An 18,555-nucleotide genomic window follows, 5' to 3' on the forward strand; every position below is an offset into this window, starting at 1 on the left:
CTGTGTTATCTCATCAATACTGAAGGATTATCCTCATGTACCAGGATCTTATTCGTAACGAACTGAACGAAGCGGCGGAAACGCTGGCTAACTTTCTGAAAGATGATGCCAATATTCACGCTATTCAGCGCGCGGCGGTCCTGCTGGCCGACAGTTTCAAAGCCGGTGGCAAAGTGCTCTCCTGCGGTAACGGGGGGTCCCACTGCGACGCTATGCACTTCGCAGAAGAGCTGACCGGGCGTTATCGTGAAAACCGTCCGGGCTACCCGGCGATTGCGATCTCCGACGTGAGCCACATCTCCTGCGTGGGCAACGATTTCGGTTACGACTACATCTTCTCCCGCTACGTTGAAGCGGTTGGTCGTGAAGGTGACGTGCTGCTGGGTATCTCCACTTCGGGCAACTCTGGTAACGTGATCAAAGCGATTGCGGCGGCGCGTGAAAAAGGGATGAAAGTCATCACCCTGACGGGCAAAGATGGCGGTAAGATGGACGGTACCGCGGACGTTGAAATCCGTGTTCCGCACTTCGGTTATGCTGACCGCATTCAGGAAATTCACATCAAAGTGATCCACATCCTGATCCAGCTGATCGAAAAAGAGATGGTTAAGTAAGGCTTCGCTGGGGGGCACCGGTGCCCCCCGCAGTTGTGGAGTGGAGGTAATCTATGTGCGAACTGCTCGGGATGAGCGCCAATGTGCCAACCGATATCTGCTTTAGTTTCACCGGGCTGGTACAGCGCGGTGGGGGAACCGGGCCGCATAAAGACGGCTGGGGTATCACCTTCTACGAAGGCAAAGGGTGTCGCACGTTCAAGGATCCACAACCCAGCTTTAACTCACCGATTGCCAAACTGGTGCAGGATTACCCCATTAAATCCTGTTCGGTAATCGCCCATATTCGTCAGGCAAACCGCGGCGAAGTGGCGCTCGAAAACACCCATCCGTTTACCCGTGAGCTGTGGGGCCGTAACTGGACCTACGCGCATAACGGGCAACTTACGGGCTATAAGTCGCTGGAGACCGGTAATTTTCGCCCGGTTGGCGAAACCGACAGCGAAAAAGCCTTTTGCTGGCTGCTGCATAAGCTAACAGAGCGTTATCCGCGCACCCCTGGCAACATGGCGGCGGTATTTAAATATATTGCGTCGCTGGCGTCTGAACTGCGCGAGAAGGGCGTGTTTAACATGCTGTTGTCTGACGGGCGCTATGTGATGGCGTTCTGCTCGACGAACCTGTTCTGGATCACCCGCCGTGCACCGTTTGGCGTGGCAAAACTGCTCGATCAGGATGTGGAAATTGATTTTCAGAAAGAGACCACACCAAATGATGTGGTCACTGTTATCGCCACGCAGCCGCTGACCGGCAACGAGACCTGGCAGAAGATTATGCCAGGCGAGTGGGTGTTATTTTGTCTCGGGGACCGTGTAATTTGATGCCAGCTGTGGGTGGACAACTTCGTGGCTCAGCGGTTTGCTGACCACATAACGGCCATCCACAACCGAGACGACAGGCGGCTTGTGCGTCTGCTCGAAATAGTCATAGCCCGGTTTTAGCTGTTTCCAGAAATCCGCGTAGTAAGAGTACTTGTGACGCGCCATGTTGGCATCGGTCATGCGGAACGGATAGATGCTGACCTGAACGTTTGGCTGACCAAAGACCAGTGCGCCCGTGACAAACTGGAAAATCTCATCAATGCCGGAATCGGTCATCGCGTAACAGCCGATGGACACACAGGCACCGTGGATCATCAGATATTTACCTTCGTAACCGTGCGCACGGTCAAAGGCATTCGGGAAGCCGATATTAATCGCTTTATAGAAACGGCTATCCGGTTTTAGCTGGTTACGCTGAACGTTGTAAAACCCTTCCGGGCTTTTGAAATCGCCCTGACGCTGTTTTGGCCCCAGACCACCGGAATAGTTACAAATCTTGTAGCTGTCGAGCAGCTGATATGTCTCACCCATTTTCACAAACAGGTCGAGTGTGCGTTCTTCCTTGAAGATTTGAATATAAACGGGGGATCCCATTAGCTGCTGTTTATATTCTTTGCTCACAGGCGTGGTTGAACTGTTGCTGCTGAGCAGCCCGGCAAACGACACGCACGGAATCAGGAGCATCGCAATGAACAATGCGATTTTACGCATACTACAAGTTCCTTGATAAAACTAAGACCAACTTGCCAGAACGGCAAAAGAGACCCGAAATCAGATTAATCTGTTAGGAGCGCTCACATTAGCACCGCTATAGATTTTCGCAAGAGCGGAGCTGTTAGTTTACAAATTAGTTTTACTTTATAACCCATCAAAATCGCGCTGGCTCCAGGAACTTTGCGTATCAGTTCGCAATTTGACACCTGCAGCTGAGTTTTATCTGCCCGGAAAACGCCGGAAATGGTACACTTCACGCCCTCAGAATAGTTGTTCACGGAAACTTGCTAACCACATGTTTAAAATAAGAAAAGGACTTGACCTGCCCATCGCAGGCGTGCCCGAACAGCACGTTTCGGCAGGCGCAAGCGTTCGCCATGTTGCCATTCTGGGCGACGATTACGTGGGGATGCGCCCCTCAATGCTGGTCCAGCAGGACGATCGCGTCATTAAAGGGCAGGCGCTCTTCGAAGATAAAAAAAATCCCGGCGTGATGTTTACCGCCCCTGCCAGCGGCACCGTTGTGGCGATCAACCGTGGCGAACGCCGCGTGTTGCAGTCGGTGGTTATCCGCATTGAAGGGGATGAACAGCGTGAGTTTGCCCATTATGAGGCCGCAGACCTCGCGGCGTTGAGCCGTGAAATCGTTCAGGCGCAACTGCTGGACGCCGGTTTGTGGACCGCATTTCGCACACGCCCTTTCAGCAAAACGCCTGTGCCTGGCACGGTTCCGGCCGCTATCTTCGTTACGGCAATCGACACCAACCCACTCAGTGCAGACCCGCAGCCGGTTATTCTGGCACAACGCCAGGCCTTTGATGCCGGGCTGACCGTACTCACGCGGCTGACGTCCGGGAAAGTCCACGTGTGCCAGGCCAGTGCCGGTAAACTTGGCGGCCATCCGCAGGGACAGGTGACGTTCAATGAATTTGCAGGCCCGCATCCGGCGGGGTTGGCGGGAACGCATATTCACTTCCTTGAGCCGGTCAGCCTGACAAAACAGGTCTGGCACCTTAACTATCAGGACGTGATTGCCATCGGCAAACTCTTTACCACCGGTAAGCTCTGCACAGAGCGAGTGATCGCGATTGGCGGGCCGCAGGCGGCAAACCCGCGCCTGGTGACAACGCTGTTGGGTGCGGATATCAATGAACTGCTGGACGACGAAACCAAAGCGGGTGAAAACCGTCTGATTTCCGGTTCGGTACTCAGCGGCCGTCATGCCGTTGGGCCGCAGGCCTATCTGGGACGCTTCCATCTGCAGGTGAGCATTGTACTGGAAGGGCGTGAGAAAGAGCTCTTTGGCTGGGTGCTGCCAGGTGCAGAAAAGTATTCCGTCACCCGCACCACGCTCGGCCACTTCCTGCGTCATAAGCTGTTCAACTTCTCCACCAGCACAAACGGCGGTGAGCGCGCCATGGTGCCGATTGGCAACTACGAGCGTGTTATGCCGCTTGATATTCTGCCCACCGTGCTGCTGCGCGATCTGCTTGCCGGGGACACCGACAGCGCCCAGGCGCTGGGTTGCCTGGAGCTGGACGAAGAAGATCTGGCGCTCTGTACCTATGTCTGTCCGGGAAAATACGAATATGGACCGGTATTGCGCGAGGTGTTAACCCGCATTGAGCAGGAAGGATAACCATGGGCTTAAAACACCTCTTTGAAAAAATAGAGCCGCATTTTACCGAGGGTAAACTGAAGAAGTACTACCCGCTGTATGAAGCGACGACGACCATTTTCTACACGCCAGGTCTGGTGACGAAAGGCGCGGCGCACGTTCGTGACGCCATCGACCTGAAGCGAATGATGATTCTGGTCTGGTTTGCCGTCTTCCCGGCAATGTTCTGGGGCATGTACAACGTGGGGCTGCAGACCATTCCGGCGCTGCATCATCTGTACGATGCTCAGCAACTGGCGCAGGTGATCCAGTCTGACTGGCATTACCGTCTGGCACAGTCGCTTGGCGTGAGTTTTGCCCCAGACGCGGGCTGGATCAGCATGATGACGCTGGGGGCGGTGTTCTTCCTGCCGATCTACATCACGGTATTTATCGTGGGTGGGTTCTGGGAAGTGCTGTTTGCCATTATTCGTAAACATGAGATCAACGAAGGCTTCTTTGTTACTTCCATTCTGTTTGCCCTGATTGTCCCGCCAACGTTACCGCTCTGGCAGGCCGCGCTGGGGATCAGCTTTGGTGTGGTCATCGCGAAAGAGATCTTCGGGGGAACCGGGCGTAACTTCCTCAACCCTGCGCTGGCAGGGCGTGCGTTCTTGTTCTTTGCCTATCCGGCACAAATTTCCGGCGATCTGGTCTGGACCGCTGCGGACGGCTTCTCTGGGGCGACACCGCTTTCACAATGGGCAGCGCACGGCGGTGAAACGCTGGTGAACAATGCGACAGGCCAACCCGTGACCTGGTTTGATGCGTTTATGGGCAACATCCCGGGCTCCATTGGGGAGGTCTCCACGCTGATGATTTTGATTGGCGGGGCGATCATCCTGTTTGGTCGCGTGGCCTCCTGGCGGATTGTCGCCGGTGTCATGATCGGCATGGTGCTGACTGCCACACTGTTCAACCTTATCGGTTCCGCCACCAACCCGATGTTCTCCATGCCCTGGTACTGGCATCTGGTGCTGGGCGGTTTCGCCTTCGGCATGATGTTCATGGCCACCGATCCGGTTTCTGCTTCCTTTACTGACAGAGGGAAATGGAGCTATGGCGTGCTCATCGGGGTGATGTGTGTCCTGATTCGTGTGGTCAACCCGGCCTATCCGGAAGGGATGATGTTGGCCATTCTGTTTGCCAACCTGTTTGCACCACTGTTCGATTATCTGGTCGTGCGCGCCAACATTAAGCGGAGGAAGGCACGTGGCTGAAATCAAAAATAACGACAGCATCGGCAAAACGCTGCTGGTGGTGCTGGTGCTGTGTCTGGTCTGTTCCATTGTGGTGGCTGGTTCTGCCGTGGGGTTAAAGCCGCGACAGCAGGAGCAGCGCGCGCTGGATAAACAGCGCAACATCCTGGCCGTAGCCGGGCTGATGCAGGAAGGGATGAGTGCAGACGATGTGTCGGCCGTCTTTGCTGAGCGCATCACCGCGCGTCTGGTGGATTTAAAAACGGGCCAGCTGCTGGATAAAGATCCGGCGAAATATAACCAGGCGCTGGCATTAAAAGACCCGCAGATGAGCATGACGCTGGACGCATCTCAGGATCCGGCGGGCATTAAGCGTCGCAGCAATCTGGCTGAAATCTACCTCGTACGTGATGAGCAAAAACAGGTGCAGGAAGTGGTGCTGCCCATCTACGGCAACGGCCTGTGGTCAATGATGTACGCCTTTGTGGCGCTTGATACGGATGGCCGCACTGTGAAAGGCATCACCTACTATGACCAGGGCGAAACGCCAGGGCTCGGTGGTGAAGTGGAGAACCCTAACTGGCGCGCGCAGTTTGTCGGGAAGAAAGTGCTCGACGACAGCGGAGCGCCTGCGCTGAAGGTGATGAAAGGGTCTGCGCGTCCTGACGATGTCTATGCCGTTGACGGGCTATCCGGGGCCACGCTCACCTCCAAAGGGGTGCAGCACAGTTTTGATTTCTGGATGGGCGAACTCGGTTTTGGTCCTTTCCTGAAAAATGTACGTGAAGGAGCGCTGAACCATGGCTGATACGGGTGAACTGAAAGAAGTTAAAAAGGTGCTGATTGGCCCACTTTTAGCCAATAACCCGATAACGCTGCAGGTGCTGGGTGTGTGTTCAGCCCTGGCGGTGACCACCAAGCTGGAAACGGCGGTGGTGATGACGCTGGCAGTAACGCTGGTAACCGCGTTTTCCAGCATGTTTATCTCGATGATCCGCCACCATATCCCCAACAGCGTGAGGATCATCGTGCAGATGGCGATCATCGCCTCGCTGGTGATCGTGGTCGATCAGCTGCTGCGAGCCTTTGCCTATGAAATATCGAAACAGCTTTCGGTATTTGTGGGCCTGATTATCACCAACTGTATCGTGATGGGACGTGCAGAAGGCTATGCCATGAAAATGCCCCCGCTGGCGAGCTTTATGGACGGCATCGGCAACGGCCTCGGCTACGGCGTGATCCTGCTGTCCGTAGGGTTCCTGCGTGAGTTGATTGGCAGCGGTAAGCTGTTTGGCATCACGGTGCTGGACACGGTACAGAACGGCGGCTGGTATCTGCCAAACGGCCTGTTCCTGCTGGCTCCAAGCGCATTTTTCATTATCGGTTTGCTGATCTGGCTGATTCGTACCCTGAAGCCAGAACAGCAGGAAAAGGAGTAACCGACAATGGCTCATTACCTGAGTTTATTTGTGCGCGCGGTGTTTGTTGAAAACATGGCGCTCGCGTTCTTCCTCGGCATGTGTACGTTCCTTGCCGTGTCCAAAAAGGTATCGACAGCATTTGGCCTGGGCATAGCGGTTACCGTGGTGCTTGGCCTGTCGGTGCCGATCAACAACCTGGTGTACAACTTTGTCCTGCGCGACAGCGCGCTGGTGGAGGGGGTGGATCTCAGCTTCCTGAACTTCATCACCTTTATCGGTGTGATTGCGGCGCTGGTGCAAATCCTTGAGATGATCCTTGATAAGTATTTCCCGTCACTCTACAACGCGCTGGGGATCTTCCTGCCGTTGATCGCGGTGAACTGCGCCATCTTCGGTGGCGTCTCGTTTATGGTTCAGCGTGATTACAACTTCAGCGAATCAATTGTGTATGGTTTCGGCTCCGGGATCGGCTGGATGCTGGCTATCGTCACCATGGCGGGGATCCGCGAAAAAATGAAATATGCCAACGTGCCTGCAGGCCTGCGTGGCTTAGGGATCACCTTTATCACCACCGGTCTCATGGCGCTGGGCTTTATGTCCTTCTCCGGTGTGCAGCTATAAGGGCTAACTGATGGAAATTATGCTTGGCGTGGCGATGTTCACGCTGATTGTACTGGTGCTGTCGGGGTTGATTCTGGTGGCGCGCGCGAAGCTGGTGAATTCCGGCGATGTCATTATCGATATCAACGATGAACCGCAAAACCAGATCCGCACGCCAGCCGGCGATAAACTGCTGAATACGCTTGCTGGCAACGGCATCTTCGTCTCTTCGGCCTGCGGCGGCGGTGGCTCCTGTGGGCAGTGCCGCGTAAAGGTGAAAGAGGGTGGTGGCGATATTCTGCCCACTGAGCTGTCGCACATCACCAAGCGTGAGGCGAAAGAGGGCTGCCGTCTGGCCTGTCAGGTCGCGGTGCGCCAGAACATGAAAATTGAACTGCCGGAGGAGATTTTCGGCGTCAAAAAATGGGAATGCGAAGTTATCTCCAACGATAACAAAGCCACCTTTATCAAAGAGCTTAAACTGCGGGTGCCTGAAGGAGAGAGCGTTCCGTTCCGGGCGGGGGGCTATATCCAGATTGAATGTCCGGAGCACACCGTAGCCTACGCTGACTTCGATGTGCCTGACGAATACCGTGCCGACTGGGATAAATTTAATCTCTTCCGCTTTGTCTCTGAGGTTAAAGAGCCCGCGCTTCGTGCTTACTCCATGGCGAACTACCCGGAAGAGAAGGGTATCATCATGCTTAACGTGCGTATCGCCACGCCGCCGCCAGCGGTACCGCATGCGCCGCCGGGCGTCATGTCATCGTATATCTGGTCATTAAAACCGGGCGACAAGGTGACCATCTCCGGCCCGTTTGGCGAGTTCTTTGCGAAAGAGACCGATGCCGAAATGGTATTTATCGGCGGTGGTGCAGGTATGGCGCCGATGCGTTCGCACATTTTCGACCAACTCAAGCGGCTTGGCAGTCAGCGTAAAATCAGCTTCTGGTACGGGGCGCGTTCGCTGCGTGAGATGTTCTATGATGATGAGTTCGAACAGCTGGCGCGTGAAAACCCTAACTTCACCTTCCATGTGGCGCTCTCCGATCCGCAGCCGGAAGATAACTGGACCGGCCATACGGGCTTTATCCACAACGTGCTGTATGAAAACTACCTCAAACAGCATCCTGCGCCGGAAGACTGCGAGTTTTATATGTGTGGTCCGCCAGTGATGAACGCCGCCGTGATCAAAATGCTTAAAGATCTGGGCGTGGAAGATGAGAACATCCTGCTGGATGATTTTGGAGGCTGATGATGCTGACGTTTCTGGCAACCTTCGCGGTCTTTGTACTGGTCATATTCGGCATGTCGTTAGGCTGGATCATCAAGCGCAAAAGCATTCAGGGCAGCTGCGGTGGGATCTCGTCCATTGGCATGGAAAAGGTCTGCGACTGCCCGGAACCGTGCGATGCCCGTAAAAAAAGGATGGCGCGGGAGCAGCAGCGCCGAATTTTGTAAATCGCGACGTAACGATAACAGCAGGCCGCATTATTGCGGCCTGCTGGCTTATTTAGCCCACGCTTTTGCGTCGGCGGGCGAGTCGACCATCACCGCATCCGCCTGCAGCGCCTCTGCCTTTTTATAATCTTCGGCGGTGTTCACGCCCAGCAAGATAACGTGACTGTTGCCCTGCGAGCGGAAACAGTCCATGGATTCTTTATCCCAGGTGAGGGTTGAGCGGGACACCCCTTCACCAAGGGTAAATTTCTCAACCACGTCAACGGTTCTGTTCAGCTCTAGCGCGTACCAGTACTCCTGCATCGTCTGCTCTGGTGGCAGGCACTGGTGGCTCAGCGATACCGTTACCAGCCTGGAGCGCGTTTCACTGCGGGTAACAAAGCGTGGGATTGCTGCCGGAAGCGAGGCAAGATAACGGTCCTCAGTAGAATAAACCCTCACCCGCCCCAGACTCTGGGTCTCATTAAGCACCGCAAGAAGCGCTTTTCCCATCGTGGCCGGATCGGCGTCAGGTGATTTGATATCAATATAAAACCGGGTTTGTGGCCCGGTTTCCAGCACGCTTTTCAGGGTGGGGATCGTCAACCCTTTGCCACGCCACGGATGGGTTTCACCGCCCCAGCTCCATCCAGCGTCAACTGCCGATAACTCCGCAAGCGTGTAGTCCGAGATTTTGCCTGTTTTGTTCGTCAGCGCTTTTAAATCAGAAGGACGATACAGGACCGGAACGCCATCTTTACTGAGCTGCACGGTTATCCAGACTGCCTGAGCCTGATTCTCTAAGGCCAGTTTGATCGCTTGTACTGTGTTTTCTGGCGCATCGGCTGTTCCGCCCCGGTGGGCAACGATCTGTGGGCCAGCGTAGCTCGTTCCCGTCACGAGCAGCAGAGAGAGCGCGAGTATTTTTCTCATGAATTTATATCCTTATTCACATAAAAAATTAATATATACAACAAGTTACGTGTTGTTTTTTGTATCATATTTTTATGACAAATAAGAGAAGGTAAATCTGCTGTCGCATTTTTTAGACTTTGATATACTGTATATAAATACATGTGTGGTGGTCGTAATGCGCAAAATAATCCATGTCGATATGGACTGTTTTTTTGCCGCAGTGGAGATGCGTGACAACCCGGCGCTGCGGGATATTCCTATTGCCATTGGCGGTAGCCGTGTCCAGCGCGGTGTAATCAGCACCGCCAACTATCCTGCGCGCAAATTTGGCGTGCGCAGCGCCATGCCTACCGCCATGGCCCTTAAGCTCTGTCCTCATCTCACGCTTTTACCCGGTCGGTTTGAGGCGTACAAAGAAGCGTCCCTGCATATCCGCGAAATCTTCTCTCGCTACACCTCACTAATTGAACCTCTGTCGCTGGACGAAGCTTATCTTGATGTCACCGACAGCGTGCACTGTCACGGCTCCGCGACGCTGATGGCGCAGGAGATCCGCCGGACTATCTTCCAGGAGCTGAATCTGACCGCGTCGGCAGGTGTCGCACCGGTGAAATTCCTCGCCAAAATAGCGTCCGATCTCAACAAGCCCGACGGCCAGTACGTTATTACCCCGGAAGAGGTCCCGGCGTTTTTAAAAACGCTGCCGCTCGGCAAAATCCCGGGCGTAGGCAAAGTCTCTGCGGCAAAGCTGGAAAGCATGGGGCTGCGGACCTGCGAAGATGTGCAGCGCAGCGATTTAGCCATGCTGCTTAAACGCTTTGGAAAATTTGGCCGCGTGCTGTGGGAGCGCAGTCAGGGGATAGACGAGCGCAGTGTCAGCAGCGAGCGGCTGCGAAAGTCGGTTGGAGTTGAACGTACACTGATTGAAGATATTCATGACTGGTCTGAATGCGAAACCATCATTACGGAGCAGCTCTATCCTGAGCTGGAACGGCGCTTAATCAAGGTCAAACCGGACCTGCTGATTGCCCGTCAGGGCGTGAAGCTAAAGTTCAATGATTTTCAGCAGACGACTCAGGAGCACGTCTGGCCGCGTCTGAATAAAGAGGATCTCATCGCGACGGCGAAAAAGGCCTGGGATGAACGTCGGGGCGGGCGAGGGGTCAGGCTGGTGGGGTTACACGTTACCTTGCTGGATCCGCAGCTGGAACGTCAGCTGGTATTGGGATTGTAAAAAGGCCAGTGGCACGACGTTGTTCACCCTCTCCCTTTGGGAGAGGGCTGGGGTGAGGGTGTTACTTAGCAGGAATCGCTTTCAGCAGTTCAGTCAGCAGGGTCCAGTAATGGCCCACGCTTTCAATGTGAACCTGCTCATCCGGTGAGTGCGGCCCGGTAATGGTTGGCCCAATGGAGACCATATCCATGTTCGGGTACGGCTTCTTGAACAGACCACATTCCAGACCCGCGTGGATCACCTGAATGTTTGGGGTGCTGTTGAACAGACGCTGGTATGTTTCACGCACCAGTGCCATCACCGGAGAGCTTGCGTCCGGCTGCCAGCCTGGGTAGCTGCCTTTGGCAGAGGTTTTCGCTCCGGCCAGCGTGCCCAGAGATTCCAGCATGCTCACTACGTACTCTTTACCGGTGTCGATAAGCGATCGGATCAGGCAGATGATCTCTGCGCTGTCGTCGCCCATGGTGACCACGCCCACGTTCAGAGAGGTTTCAACCACCCCTTTCGCGACGTCTGAGTTGCGGATCACGCCGTTTGGCGTCGCGTTCAACAGCTGAATAAAGGTGTCACGAGACAGGGTGGTCAGCGCGGCTTTATCCGTGGACACAGACTCCAGCACTACGGTCAGGTTCTTCTCTTTCGCGGACAGTTCGTTTTTCAGGATATCCAGATAGACGCTGGAGAGCTTTTTCAGCTCGTCCGCTTTGGCAGCTGGAACGGCTACCGTCGCGAACGCTTCACGTGGGATTGCGTTGCGCAGCGTACCGCCGTTGAAATCGACCAGACGCAGGTCCAGCTCAGCCGCGTGGCCCGCCAGGAAGCGTGCCAGCAGTTTGTTGGCGTTGCCCAGGCCTAAGTGAATATCACCGCCGGAGTGGCCGCCTTTCAGCCCTTTCAGCGTCAGCTTGAAGGTCTGGAAGCCAGCAGGCACCGCTTCACGGGAGAGCGGCAGGGTAGAGATAAAATCAATCCCGCCCGCGCAGCCCATGTAGATCTCGCCTTCTTCTTCAGAGTCGGTGTTGATCAGAATATCCGCCTGCAGCCAGTTCGCCTGCAGACCGAACGCACCGTCCATGCCCGCTTCTTCGGTCATGGTCAGCAGCACTTCCAGTGGACCGTGCTGAACGCTGTCGTCCGCCAGTACCGCCAGCGCAGAGGCCATACCGATACCGTTATCTGCACCCAGCGTGGTGCCGCGTGCTTTCACCCAGTCGCCGTCGATGTACGGCTGGATCGGGTCTTTCGTGAAGTCGTGAACGGTGTCGTTGTTTTTCTGTGGCACCATGTCCAGGTGCGCCTGCAGCACAACCGGTTTACGGTTTTCCATGCCTGCGGTCGCCGGTTTGCGGATCAGAATGTTGCCAACCTGGTCGCGTTCAGCGTGCAGACCTTTTTCCTTCGCCCAACCCATAATATGTTCGGCAAGCTGTTCTTCATGGTAAGACGGGTGTGGAATGGAGCAGATTTTGGCAAAAATATCCCACAGCGGCTGGGGAGATAATTGAGACAGTTCAGACACGATAAGTCTCCTTGTCGATGCCCTGCAAAGCGAGTTGCAGGTCACAGGGTTAGCAGGTTAATAGTTACCACAAGTCAGGCTTGCGAGATGCAACTGAGAATACCACTTTCTCCGATGGCTGGTAGCATAAAGCATGTAAAAACTCAGGCAGAGGGCGCTAAACACTGGTTTTTAGTGCGTCAGATCTCTATAATCTCGCGCAACCTATTTCCCCCTCGAACACTTTTTAAGCCGTATAAAAACAGGCTGGGACACTTCACATGAGCGAAAAATACGTCGTCACCTGGGACATGTTGCAGATCCACGCACGCAAACTGGCCGCGCGTCTGATGCCTTCTGAACAGTGGAAAGGCATTATTGCCGTTAGCCGTGGCGGTCTGGTACCGGGGGCGCTGCTGGCGCGTGAGCTGGGTATTCGTCATGTCGATACCGTCTGCATCTCCAGCTATGACCACGACAACCAGCGTGAGCTGAAAGTGCTGAAACGCGCGGAAGGCGACGGTGAAGGTTTCATCGTTATTGATGACCTGGTGGATACCGGCGGTACCGCGGTGGCTATCCGCGAAATGTACCCAAAAGCGCACTTCGTCACCATCTTCGCGAAACCAGCGGGCCGCCCACTGGTGGATGATTACGTGATTGATATCCCACAGGATACCTGGATTGAACAGCCATGGGACATGGGCGTGGTCTTTGTACCGCCTATTTCCGGCCGTTAATTTCCGTACGTAACTTTACACGCCCGGCTATGCCGGGCGTTGTTCTTTTTATTCTGCCACGCGTTACAATGGACACTATATGACGTATCCATGGAGGCAACGCAATGACGCAGGCGAATCTCACCGAGACACTCTTCAAACCCCGTTTCAAGCACCCTGAAACCTCGACGCTGGTGCGTCGCTTCAATCCGGGGAACCAGCCTGCCGTCCAGTCTGCATTAGACGGTAAAAACGTGCCTCACTGGTATCGCATGATTAACCGCCTGATGTGGATCTGGCGTGGTATTGATCCGCGTGAAATCCTCGATGTGCAGGCGCGTATCGTCATGAGTGAAGCCGAGCGTACCGACAGCGAACTCTACGATACGGTGGTGGGTTACCGCGGCGGCAACTGGATCTACGAATGGTCGAAACAGGCGATGCTCTGGCAGCAAAAAGCCAGCCAGGAAGAGGACGCCACCCTCAGCGGCAAGCACTGGCTGCACGCAGCCAATCTTTACGCCATTGCCGCCTATCCGCACTTAAAAGGGGATGAGCTGGCAGAGCAGGCGCAGGCGCTGGCAAACCGTGCCTATGAAGAGGCTGCCCAACGCTTGCCGGGCCGGATGCGCGAGCTTGAGTTCACCATCCCCGGCGGCGCGCCCGTGACTGGGTTCCTGCATATGCCTGAAGGCGACGGCCCGTTTCCGACCGTGCTGATGTGCGGTGGGCTGGATTCGCTGCAAATCGACTATTACAGCCTGTATGAGCGTTACTTCGCCCCAAAAGGGATCGCGATGCTGACGCTTGATATGCCCTCTATCGGTTTTTCCTCCAAATGGAAACTGACGCAGGATTCCAGTCTTCTGCACCAGTATGCGCTGAAAGCGCTGGAAAACATTCCCTGGGTCGACCACACCCGCGTCGCGGCGTTTGGTTTCCGCTTTGGGGCGAACGTGGCCGTGCGTCTGGCCTATCTTGAGGCGTCACGCCTGAAGGCCGTAGCCTGTCTTGGGCCGGTGGTTCACGCTCTGCTCAGCGATCCTGCCCGTCAGGGCAGCGTGCCGGAAATGTACCTCGACGTGCTGGCCAGCCGCCTTGGCATGCATGATGCTTCAGACGAAGCGCTGCGCGTGGAACTCAATCGCTATTCGTTAAAAACGCAGGGCCTGCTGGGACGCCGGTGTCCAACGCCGATGCTGTCCGGCTTCTGGAAAAACGATCCGTTCAGCCCGGAAGAGGAGTCACGCTTAATCACATCGTCATCTGCGGATGGCAAATTGCTGGAAGTTCCCTTCAGCCCGGTGTATCAGAATTTTGACAAAGCATTAAAAGAGATTACGCGTTGGATCGCCCAGAGATTGTGTTAAGAGATTGCTAAATTTTGATGGTTTGGTAAAACAGTGGCTTCACAAAAGGAGATCGTAATGACGTTACCGAGTGGACACCCGAAAAGTAGATTGATTAAGAAGTTCATGGCTCTTGGCCCGTATATTCGAGAAGAGCAGTGTGAAGAGAATCGCTTTTTTTTCGACTGCCTGGCTGTATGCGTCAACGTGAAGCCTGCACCCGAAAAACGTGAATTCTGGGGCTGGTGGATGGAAATGGAAGCAGAAGAGAAACGTTTTACCTATAGCTACCAGTTTGGCCTGTTTAATAAAGACGGCAACTGGCAGGCCACCACCATCAAAGATCAGGAAGTGATTGACCGCCTGGAATATACCCTGAAAGAGTTCCACGACAAGGCGCGCGATTTACTGGCCACGCTGGACCTGAAGCTTGAGCCTGCCGATGATTTTTCCAGTGAAAAGGCGAAATTGACGGCGTAAAGATGAAATAATGCCGGGTGATGATCCCGTAGGCCCGGTAAGCGCAGCGCCACCGGGCACAAAAAAACCGGCTTAATGCCGGTTTTTTTATTACTGCCGACTCAGAACTGGTAGGTCATACCCAGGGCAACGATATCATCGCTGCTCACGCCCAGTTTGTTATCGTCATCAATCTGGTTGATTTTATAATCAACAAACGCGGACATATTTTTGTTGAAATAATAGGTCGCGCCGACGTCGATATATTTCACCAGATCTTCATCGCCAATACCTTCGATATCCTTGCCTTTAGACTGGACATAACCCAGGGATGGACGCAGACCGAAATCGAACTGATATTGTGCGACCACTTCAAAGTTCTGCGCTTTATTGGCAAAGCCGCCCGAAATTGGGGTCATATTGCGGGTTTCGGAGTACATCGCCGCCAGGTAGATATCGTTCGCATCATATTTCAGACCGGTTGCCCAGGCTTCGGCTTTTTTGCCTTCGCCACGGGTAAGCAGGTTCTGCGCGTTGGTACGGTCAGAGTTGGTGTACGCGCCGCTTACCGCGAAATCGCTGCCGCCAAAGTCATAGGTCAGAGACGTACCAAAACCGTCACCGTTCTGTTTTTTGACGTCGCGGTTTTCGTTTTTACCCTGATATTGCAGGGTCATATCCAGACCATCAACCGCGCCAAAGAAGTCGGTGTTACGGTAAGTGGCAAGACCGCTTGCACGCTTGGTCATGAAGTTATCGGTCTGCGCGGAAGAGTCGCCGCCAAACTCAGGGAACATATCGGTCCACGCTTCCACGTCATACAGCGCGCCCAGGTTACGACCGTAATCCAGAGAACCAAAGTCTTTCAGCTTCAGACCGGCGAATGCCAGACGCGTTTTCTGAGTGGAATCGCTCTCTGCTTTGTTGCCTGCAAATTCCGCTTCCCAACGGCCATAGCCCGTCAGCTGATCGTTAATCTGAGTTTCACCTTTAAAACCGAAACGCACGTATGTCTGGTCACCATCTTTTGAATCGTCATCGCTGATGTAGTGCATTGCTTTAACTTTGCCGTACACGTCCAGTTTGTTGCCGTTTTTATTATAAACTTCGGCAGCGTGAACAGATGCGGAAGCCACAACGCCCATAACCATTAATGCCAGAGTGCTCTTTTTCATTTTCGATCCTGTCTTATAAACGCGCTTAAAAATTCGCTGGACGATAAGCTCATGCTTAAGTCCCGTGAAAAAACAGAAAGGGTTTTAACGTTACGGAATGAAACTTTTATGACAAATTAAGATTAATTTTAAAAAACTGTGATTTATTATTTCGGTAATAAAATTGTCAAAATCCGCCGCTACGCTTCCTGATCCCGCGCAACAAAGTGTTTCGCGATGTGCTGTGGCAGTTGGCAACGGGCCTGACACCTGTTAAAACGTTCGTTCGACATCACTTTCCCTTATCGTTGAACGGCAGAGAATCATGAGTGACAGCCAGACGCTGGTGGTAAAACTCGGCACCAGTGTTTTAACAGGCGGATCGCGCCGCCTAAATCGCGCCCACATTGTTGAGCTTGTACGTCAATGCGCTCAGCTGCATGCCGCAGGGCATCGTATTGTTATTGTGACCTCCGGGGCGATTGCCGCCGGGCGTGAACATCTGGGGTACCCCGAACTCCCCGCGACGATCGCCTCTAAACAGCTGCTGGCCGCCGTGGGACAAAGCCGACTCATTCAACTCTGGGAACAGTTGTTCTCAATCTATGGCATTCACGTCGGGCAGATGCTGCTGACGCGCGCGGATATGGAAGACAGAGAACGCTTCCTTAACGCCCGCGATACGCTGCGCGCGCTGCTGGACAACAATATCGTCCCGGTGATTAACGAAAACGACGCCGTGGCTACCGCTGAAATCAAAGTGGGTGATAACGATAACCTCTCTGCGCTGGCGGCGATCCTGGCCGGTGCCGACAAGCTCTTGCTCCTGACCGACCAGCAGGGGCTGTTTACCGCAGACCCGCGCTCCAACCCGGAAGCTGAACTGATTACCGATGTGCACGGCATTGACGATGCGCTACGCGCCATCGCCGGCGACAGCGTCTCTGGCCTGGGAACGGGTGGCATGGGCACTAAACTGCAGGCGGCGGATGTGGCCTGCCGCGCCGGGATCGACACCATCATTGCGGCGGGCAGCCGTCCTGGCGTCATTGGCGACGTGATGGAAGGCATTTCCGTCGGCACGCGCTTCCACGCCCAGGAATCCCCGCTGGAAAACCGCAAACGCTGGATTTTCGGCGCGCCGCCGGCAGGTGAACTGACCGTGGATGAAGGGGCGACCGCGGCGATTCTGGAAAGAGGGAGTTCATTGCTTCCTAAAGGAATTAAAAACGTGACAGGCAACTTCTCCCGTGGTGAAGTGATCCGTATCCGTAACCTTGAAGGTCGCGACATCGCTCACGGCGTCAGCCGCTACAACAGCGATGCTCTGCGCCGTATTGCGGGTCACCACTCGCAGCAGATCGACGCCATTCTGGGTTACGAGTATGGCCCGGTTGCCGTGCATCGTGACGACATGATTATTCGTTAAGGAGCCAGAACATGCTGGAACAAATGGGTGCCGCCGCCAAGGCCGCCTCTTACAAACTGGCGCTCCTTTCCAGCCGCGAGAAAAACCGCGTGCTGGAAAAAATCGCTGATTATCTGGAATCGCAGTCGCAGGAAATCCTCCTCGCCAATGAACAGGATCTGCTGGAAGCGCGTCGTAATGGCCTGAGCGAAGCGATGCTCGACCGTCTGGCGTTGACCCCGGCACGCCTGAAAGGCATCGCCGACGATGTCCGTCAGGTTTGTAATCTGGCCGATCCGGTCGGGCAGGTGATCGACGGTGGACTGCTCGACAGCGGTTTACGTCTGGAGCGCCGCCGCGTGCCGCTCGGCGTTATCGGCGTGATTTATGAAGCCCGCCCGAACGTGACGGTGGATGTCGCTTCCCTGTGCCTGAAGACCGGTAACGCCGCTATTCTGCGCGGCGGGAAAGAGACCTGGCGCACCAACGCCGCGACGGTGAAGGTCATCCAGCAGGCGCTGCAGGAGTGCGGCTTACCGGCAGGTGCCGTGCAGGCCATCGAAAGCCCGGACCGTGCGCTGGTGAACGAGATGCTGCGCATGGACAAATACATCGACATGCTGATCCCACGCGGTGGCGCGGGCCTGCACAAGCTATGCCGCGAGCAGTCGACGATCCCGGTGATCACCGGCGGTATCGGCGTGTGCCATATCGTGGTGGACGAGAGCGCCGAAATTACACCGGCGCTGAAGATTATCGTGAATGCCAAGACCCAGCGTCCAAGCACCTGTAATACGGTGGAAACGCTGCTGGTGCATCAGGGTATCGCAAACACCTTCCTGCCAGCCTTGAGCAAGCAGATGGCCGAGAGTGGCGTCACGCTGCACGCGGACGAGAAGGCGCTGGCGCTGCTGAAAGACGGCCCGGCGACGGTGGTGCCGGTAAACGCGGAGCAGTATGACGACGAGTTCCTGTCTTTGGATCTGAACGTGAAGATCGTAGCCGATCTCGACGACGCTATCGCGCACATCCGTGAGCATGGTACTCAGCACTCTGACGCCATCCTGACGCGCACGCTGCGCAACGCCGACCGCTTTGTTAATGAAGTGGATTCTTCTGCCGTGTACGTGAACGCATCAACCCGCTTCACCGACGGTGGACAGTTTGGTCTGGGCGCGGAAGTGGCTGTGAGCACGCAGAAACTGCACGCGCGTGGTCCGATGGGCCTGGAAGCGTTGACCACCTATAAGTGGATCGGCATCGGCGACGATACGATTCGTGCGTAAATAATCACGGGTGATGCAAAAATAGCCGTTTGATTCAAAAGGGCATTGACGCATCACCCGGATAGAT

19 protein-coding genes are annotated in these 18,555 nt (G+C 54.9%); 15 read left to right on the forward strand and 4 right to left on the reverse strand.

Features of this window, described 5'->3' with window-relative positions; genetic code table 11:
• Positions 1 to 35: 35 nt before the first annotated feature.
• Together lpcA and ACOTZF_RS22405 are read left to right on the forward strand one after the other, a co-directional pair.
• A complete protein-coding gene (lpcA, locus tag ACOTZF_RS22400; RefSeq protein ID WP_013095727.1) occupies positions 36 to 614 on the forward strand; it encodes a D-sedoheptulose 7-phosphate isomerase in 579 nt (192 codons plus the stop codon).
• 53 nt (positions 615 to 667) lie between these two features.
• Positions 668 to 1,435, forward strand: coding sequence for a class II glutamine amidotransferase (locus ACOTZF_RS22405; RefSeq protein WP_013095728.1), 768 nt, complete (start codon positions 668 to 670; stop codon positions 1,433 to 1,435).
• Here ACOTZF_RS22405 and dpaA read toward each other — a convergent pair.
• Entirely contained in the window at positions 1,406 to 2,146 is a 741-nt protein-coding gene (dpaA, locus tag ACOTZF_RS22410) for a peptidoglycan meso-diaminopimelic acid protein amidase (protein ID WP_013095729.1), read from the reverse strand. The genes ACOTZF_RS22405 and dpaA overlap by 30 nt on opposite strands.
• Before the next feature lie 298 nt (positions 2,147 to 2,444).
• Here dpaA and ACOTZF_RS22415 point away from each other — a divergent pair, with 298 nt between their 5' ends.
• From ACOTZF_RS22415 to nqrM, 7 genes are read left to right on the forward strand one after another with little or no spacing between them, the layout of a single operon-like run.
• Positions 2,445 to 3,788 carry a Na(+)-translocating NADH-quinone reductase subunit A gene (locus ACOTZF_RS22415; protein WP_129253447.1) on the forward strand — a complete coding sequence of 448 codons (1,344 nt, stop codon included), beginning with the start codon at positions 2,445 to 2,447 and terminating at the stop codon, positions 3,786 to 3,788.
• Between the two features lie 2 nt (positions 3,789 to 3,790).
• Positions 3,791 to 5,026: an NADH:ubiquinone reductase (Na(+)-transporting) subunit B gene (locus ACOTZF_RS22420; protein ID WP_013095731.1), complete on the forward strand. Its 1,236-nt coding sequence runs from the start codon at positions 3,791 to 3,793 to the stop codon at positions 5,024 to 5,026.
• The gene (locus ACOTZF_RS22425) at positions 5,019 to 5,813 is read left to right on the forward strand and encodes a Na(+)-translocating NADH-quinone reductase subunit C (RefSeq protein WP_013095732.1); all 795 of its coding nucleotides are present in this window, start codon (positions 5,019 to 5,021) and stop codon (positions 5,811 to 5,813) included. Before ACOTZF_RS22420 ends, ACOTZF_RS22425 begins: the two co-directional genes overlap by 8 nt.
• Positions 5,806 to 6,444 carry an NADH:ubiquinone reductase (Na(+)-transporting) subunit D gene (locus ACOTZF_RS22430; RefSeq protein ID WP_013095733.1) on the forward strand — a complete coding sequence of 213 codons (639 nt, stop codon included), beginning with the start codon at positions 5,806 to 5,808 and terminating at the stop codon, positions 6,442 to 6,444. Before ACOTZF_RS22425 ends, ACOTZF_RS22430 begins: the two co-directional genes overlap by 8 nt.
• A gap of 6 nt (positions 6,445 to 6,450) precedes the next feature.
• Positions 6,451 to 7,047, forward strand: coding sequence for an NADH:ubiquinone reductase (Na(+)-transporting) subunit E (gene nqrE / locus ACOTZF_RS22435; RefSeq protein WP_013095734.1), 597 nt, complete (start codon positions 6,451 to 6,453; stop codon positions 7,045 to 7,047).
• Positions 7,048 to 7,057: 10 nt separating this feature from the next.
• The gene (nqrF, locus tag ACOTZF_RS22440; protein WP_014830784.1) at positions 7,058 to 8,281 is read left to right on the forward strand and encodes an NADH:ubiquinone reductase (Na(+)-transporting) subunit F; all 1,224 of its coding nucleotides are present in this window, start codon (positions 7,058 to 7,060) and stop codon (positions 8,279 to 8,281) included.
• Positions 8,281 to 8,487 (forward strand): (Na+)-NQR maturation NqrM, encoded by a 207-nt coding sequence (nqrM, locus tag ACOTZF_RS22445; RefSeq protein WP_020686315.1) that lies wholly within the window; start codon positions 8,281 to 8,283, stop codon positions 8,485 to 8,487. Before nqrF ends, nqrM begins: the two co-directional genes overlap by 1 nt.
• Positions 8,488 to 8,535: 48 nt before the next feature.
• Here nqrM and ACOTZF_RS22450 read toward each other — a convergent pair whose 3' ends face one another.
• A complete protein-coding gene (locus tag ACOTZF_RS22450; protein ID WP_129253444.1) occupies positions 8,536 to 9,399 on the reverse strand; it encodes a glycerophosphodiester phosphodiesterase family protein in 864 nt (287 codons plus the stop codon).
• 157 nt (positions 9,400 to 9,556) lie between these two features.
• Between ACOTZF_RS22450 and dinB the strand changes: the two genes are divergently transcribed.
• On the forward strand, positions 9,557 to 10,615 hold the full coding sequence (dinB, locus tag ACOTZF_RS22455; RefSeq protein ID WP_013095738.1) for a DNA polymerase IV: 1,059 nt from the start codon (positions 9,557 to 9,559) through the stop codon (positions 10,613 to 10,615).
• A 61-nt stretch (positions 10,616 to 10,676) separates the two neighbouring features.
• Here the strand turns inward: dinB and pepD are convergent, their stop codons facing one another.
• A complete protein-coding gene (gene pepD / locus ACOTZF_RS22460) occupies positions 10,677 to 12,134 on the reverse strand; it encodes a cytosol nonspecific dipeptidase (protein ID WP_058678567.1) in 1,458 nt (485 codons plus the stop codon).
• Between the two features lie 260 nt (positions 12,135 to 12,394).
• Between pepD and gpt the strand changes: the two genes are divergently transcribed.
• The 3 genes from gpt to crl all read left to right on the forward strand — a co-directional run bounded on the left by gpt (position 12,395) and on the right by crl (position 14,661).
• Positions 12,395 to 12,853, forward strand: coding sequence for a xanthine phosphoribosyltransferase (gpt, locus tag ACOTZF_RS22465; protein WP_003863205.1), 459 nt, complete (start codon positions 12,395 to 12,397; stop codon positions 12,851 to 12,853).
• Between the two features lie 104 nt (positions 12,854 to 12,957).
• Positions 12,958 to 14,202, forward strand: coding sequence for an esterase FrsA (frsA, locus tag ACOTZF_RS22470; RefSeq protein WP_129253442.1), 1,245 nt, complete (start codon positions 12,958 to 12,960; stop codon positions 14,200 to 14,202).
• Positions 14,203 to 14,259: 57 nt separating this feature from the next.
• Positions 14,260 to 14,661, forward strand: coding sequence for a sigma factor-binding protein Crl (gene crl, locus ACOTZF_RS22475; protein WP_023620943.1), 402 nt, complete (start codon positions 14,260 to 14,262; stop codon positions 14,659 to 14,661).
• A gap of 101 nt (positions 14,662 to 14,762) precedes the next feature.
• On the opposite strand, the gene phoE is transcribed toward crl, so the two are convergent.
• Entirely contained in the window at positions 14,763 to 15,815 is a 1,053-nt protein-coding gene (phoE, locus tag ACOTZF_RS22480; RefSeq protein WP_013095744.1) for a phosphoporin PhoE, read from the reverse strand.
• Positions 15,816 to 16,119: 304 nt separating this feature from the next.
• On the opposite strand from phoE, the gene proB reads away from it, so the two are divergent.
• Together proB and proA are read left to right on the forward strand one after the other, a co-directional pair.
• On the forward strand, positions 16,120 to 17,223 hold the full coding sequence (proB, locus tag ACOTZF_RS22485) for a glutamate 5-kinase (RefSeq protein WP_013095745.1): 1,104 nt from the start codon (positions 16,120 to 16,122) through the stop codon (positions 17,221 to 17,223).
• 11 nt (positions 17,224 to 17,234) lie between these two features.
• Entirely contained in the window at positions 17,235 to 18,488 is a 1,254-nt protein-coding gene (proA, locus tag ACOTZF_RS22490; RefSeq protein WP_038418737.1) for a glutamate-5-semialdehyde dehydrogenase, read from the forward strand.
• Positions 18,489 to 18,555: the final 67 nt, after the last annotated feature.

The sequence above is a fragment of the Enterobacter cloacae complex sp. SHL021 genome, from assembly GCF_049237765.1.
Lineage (GTDB): Bacteria > Pseudomonadota > Gammaproteobacteria > Enterobacterales > Enterobacteriaceae > Enterobacter > Enterobacter cloacae.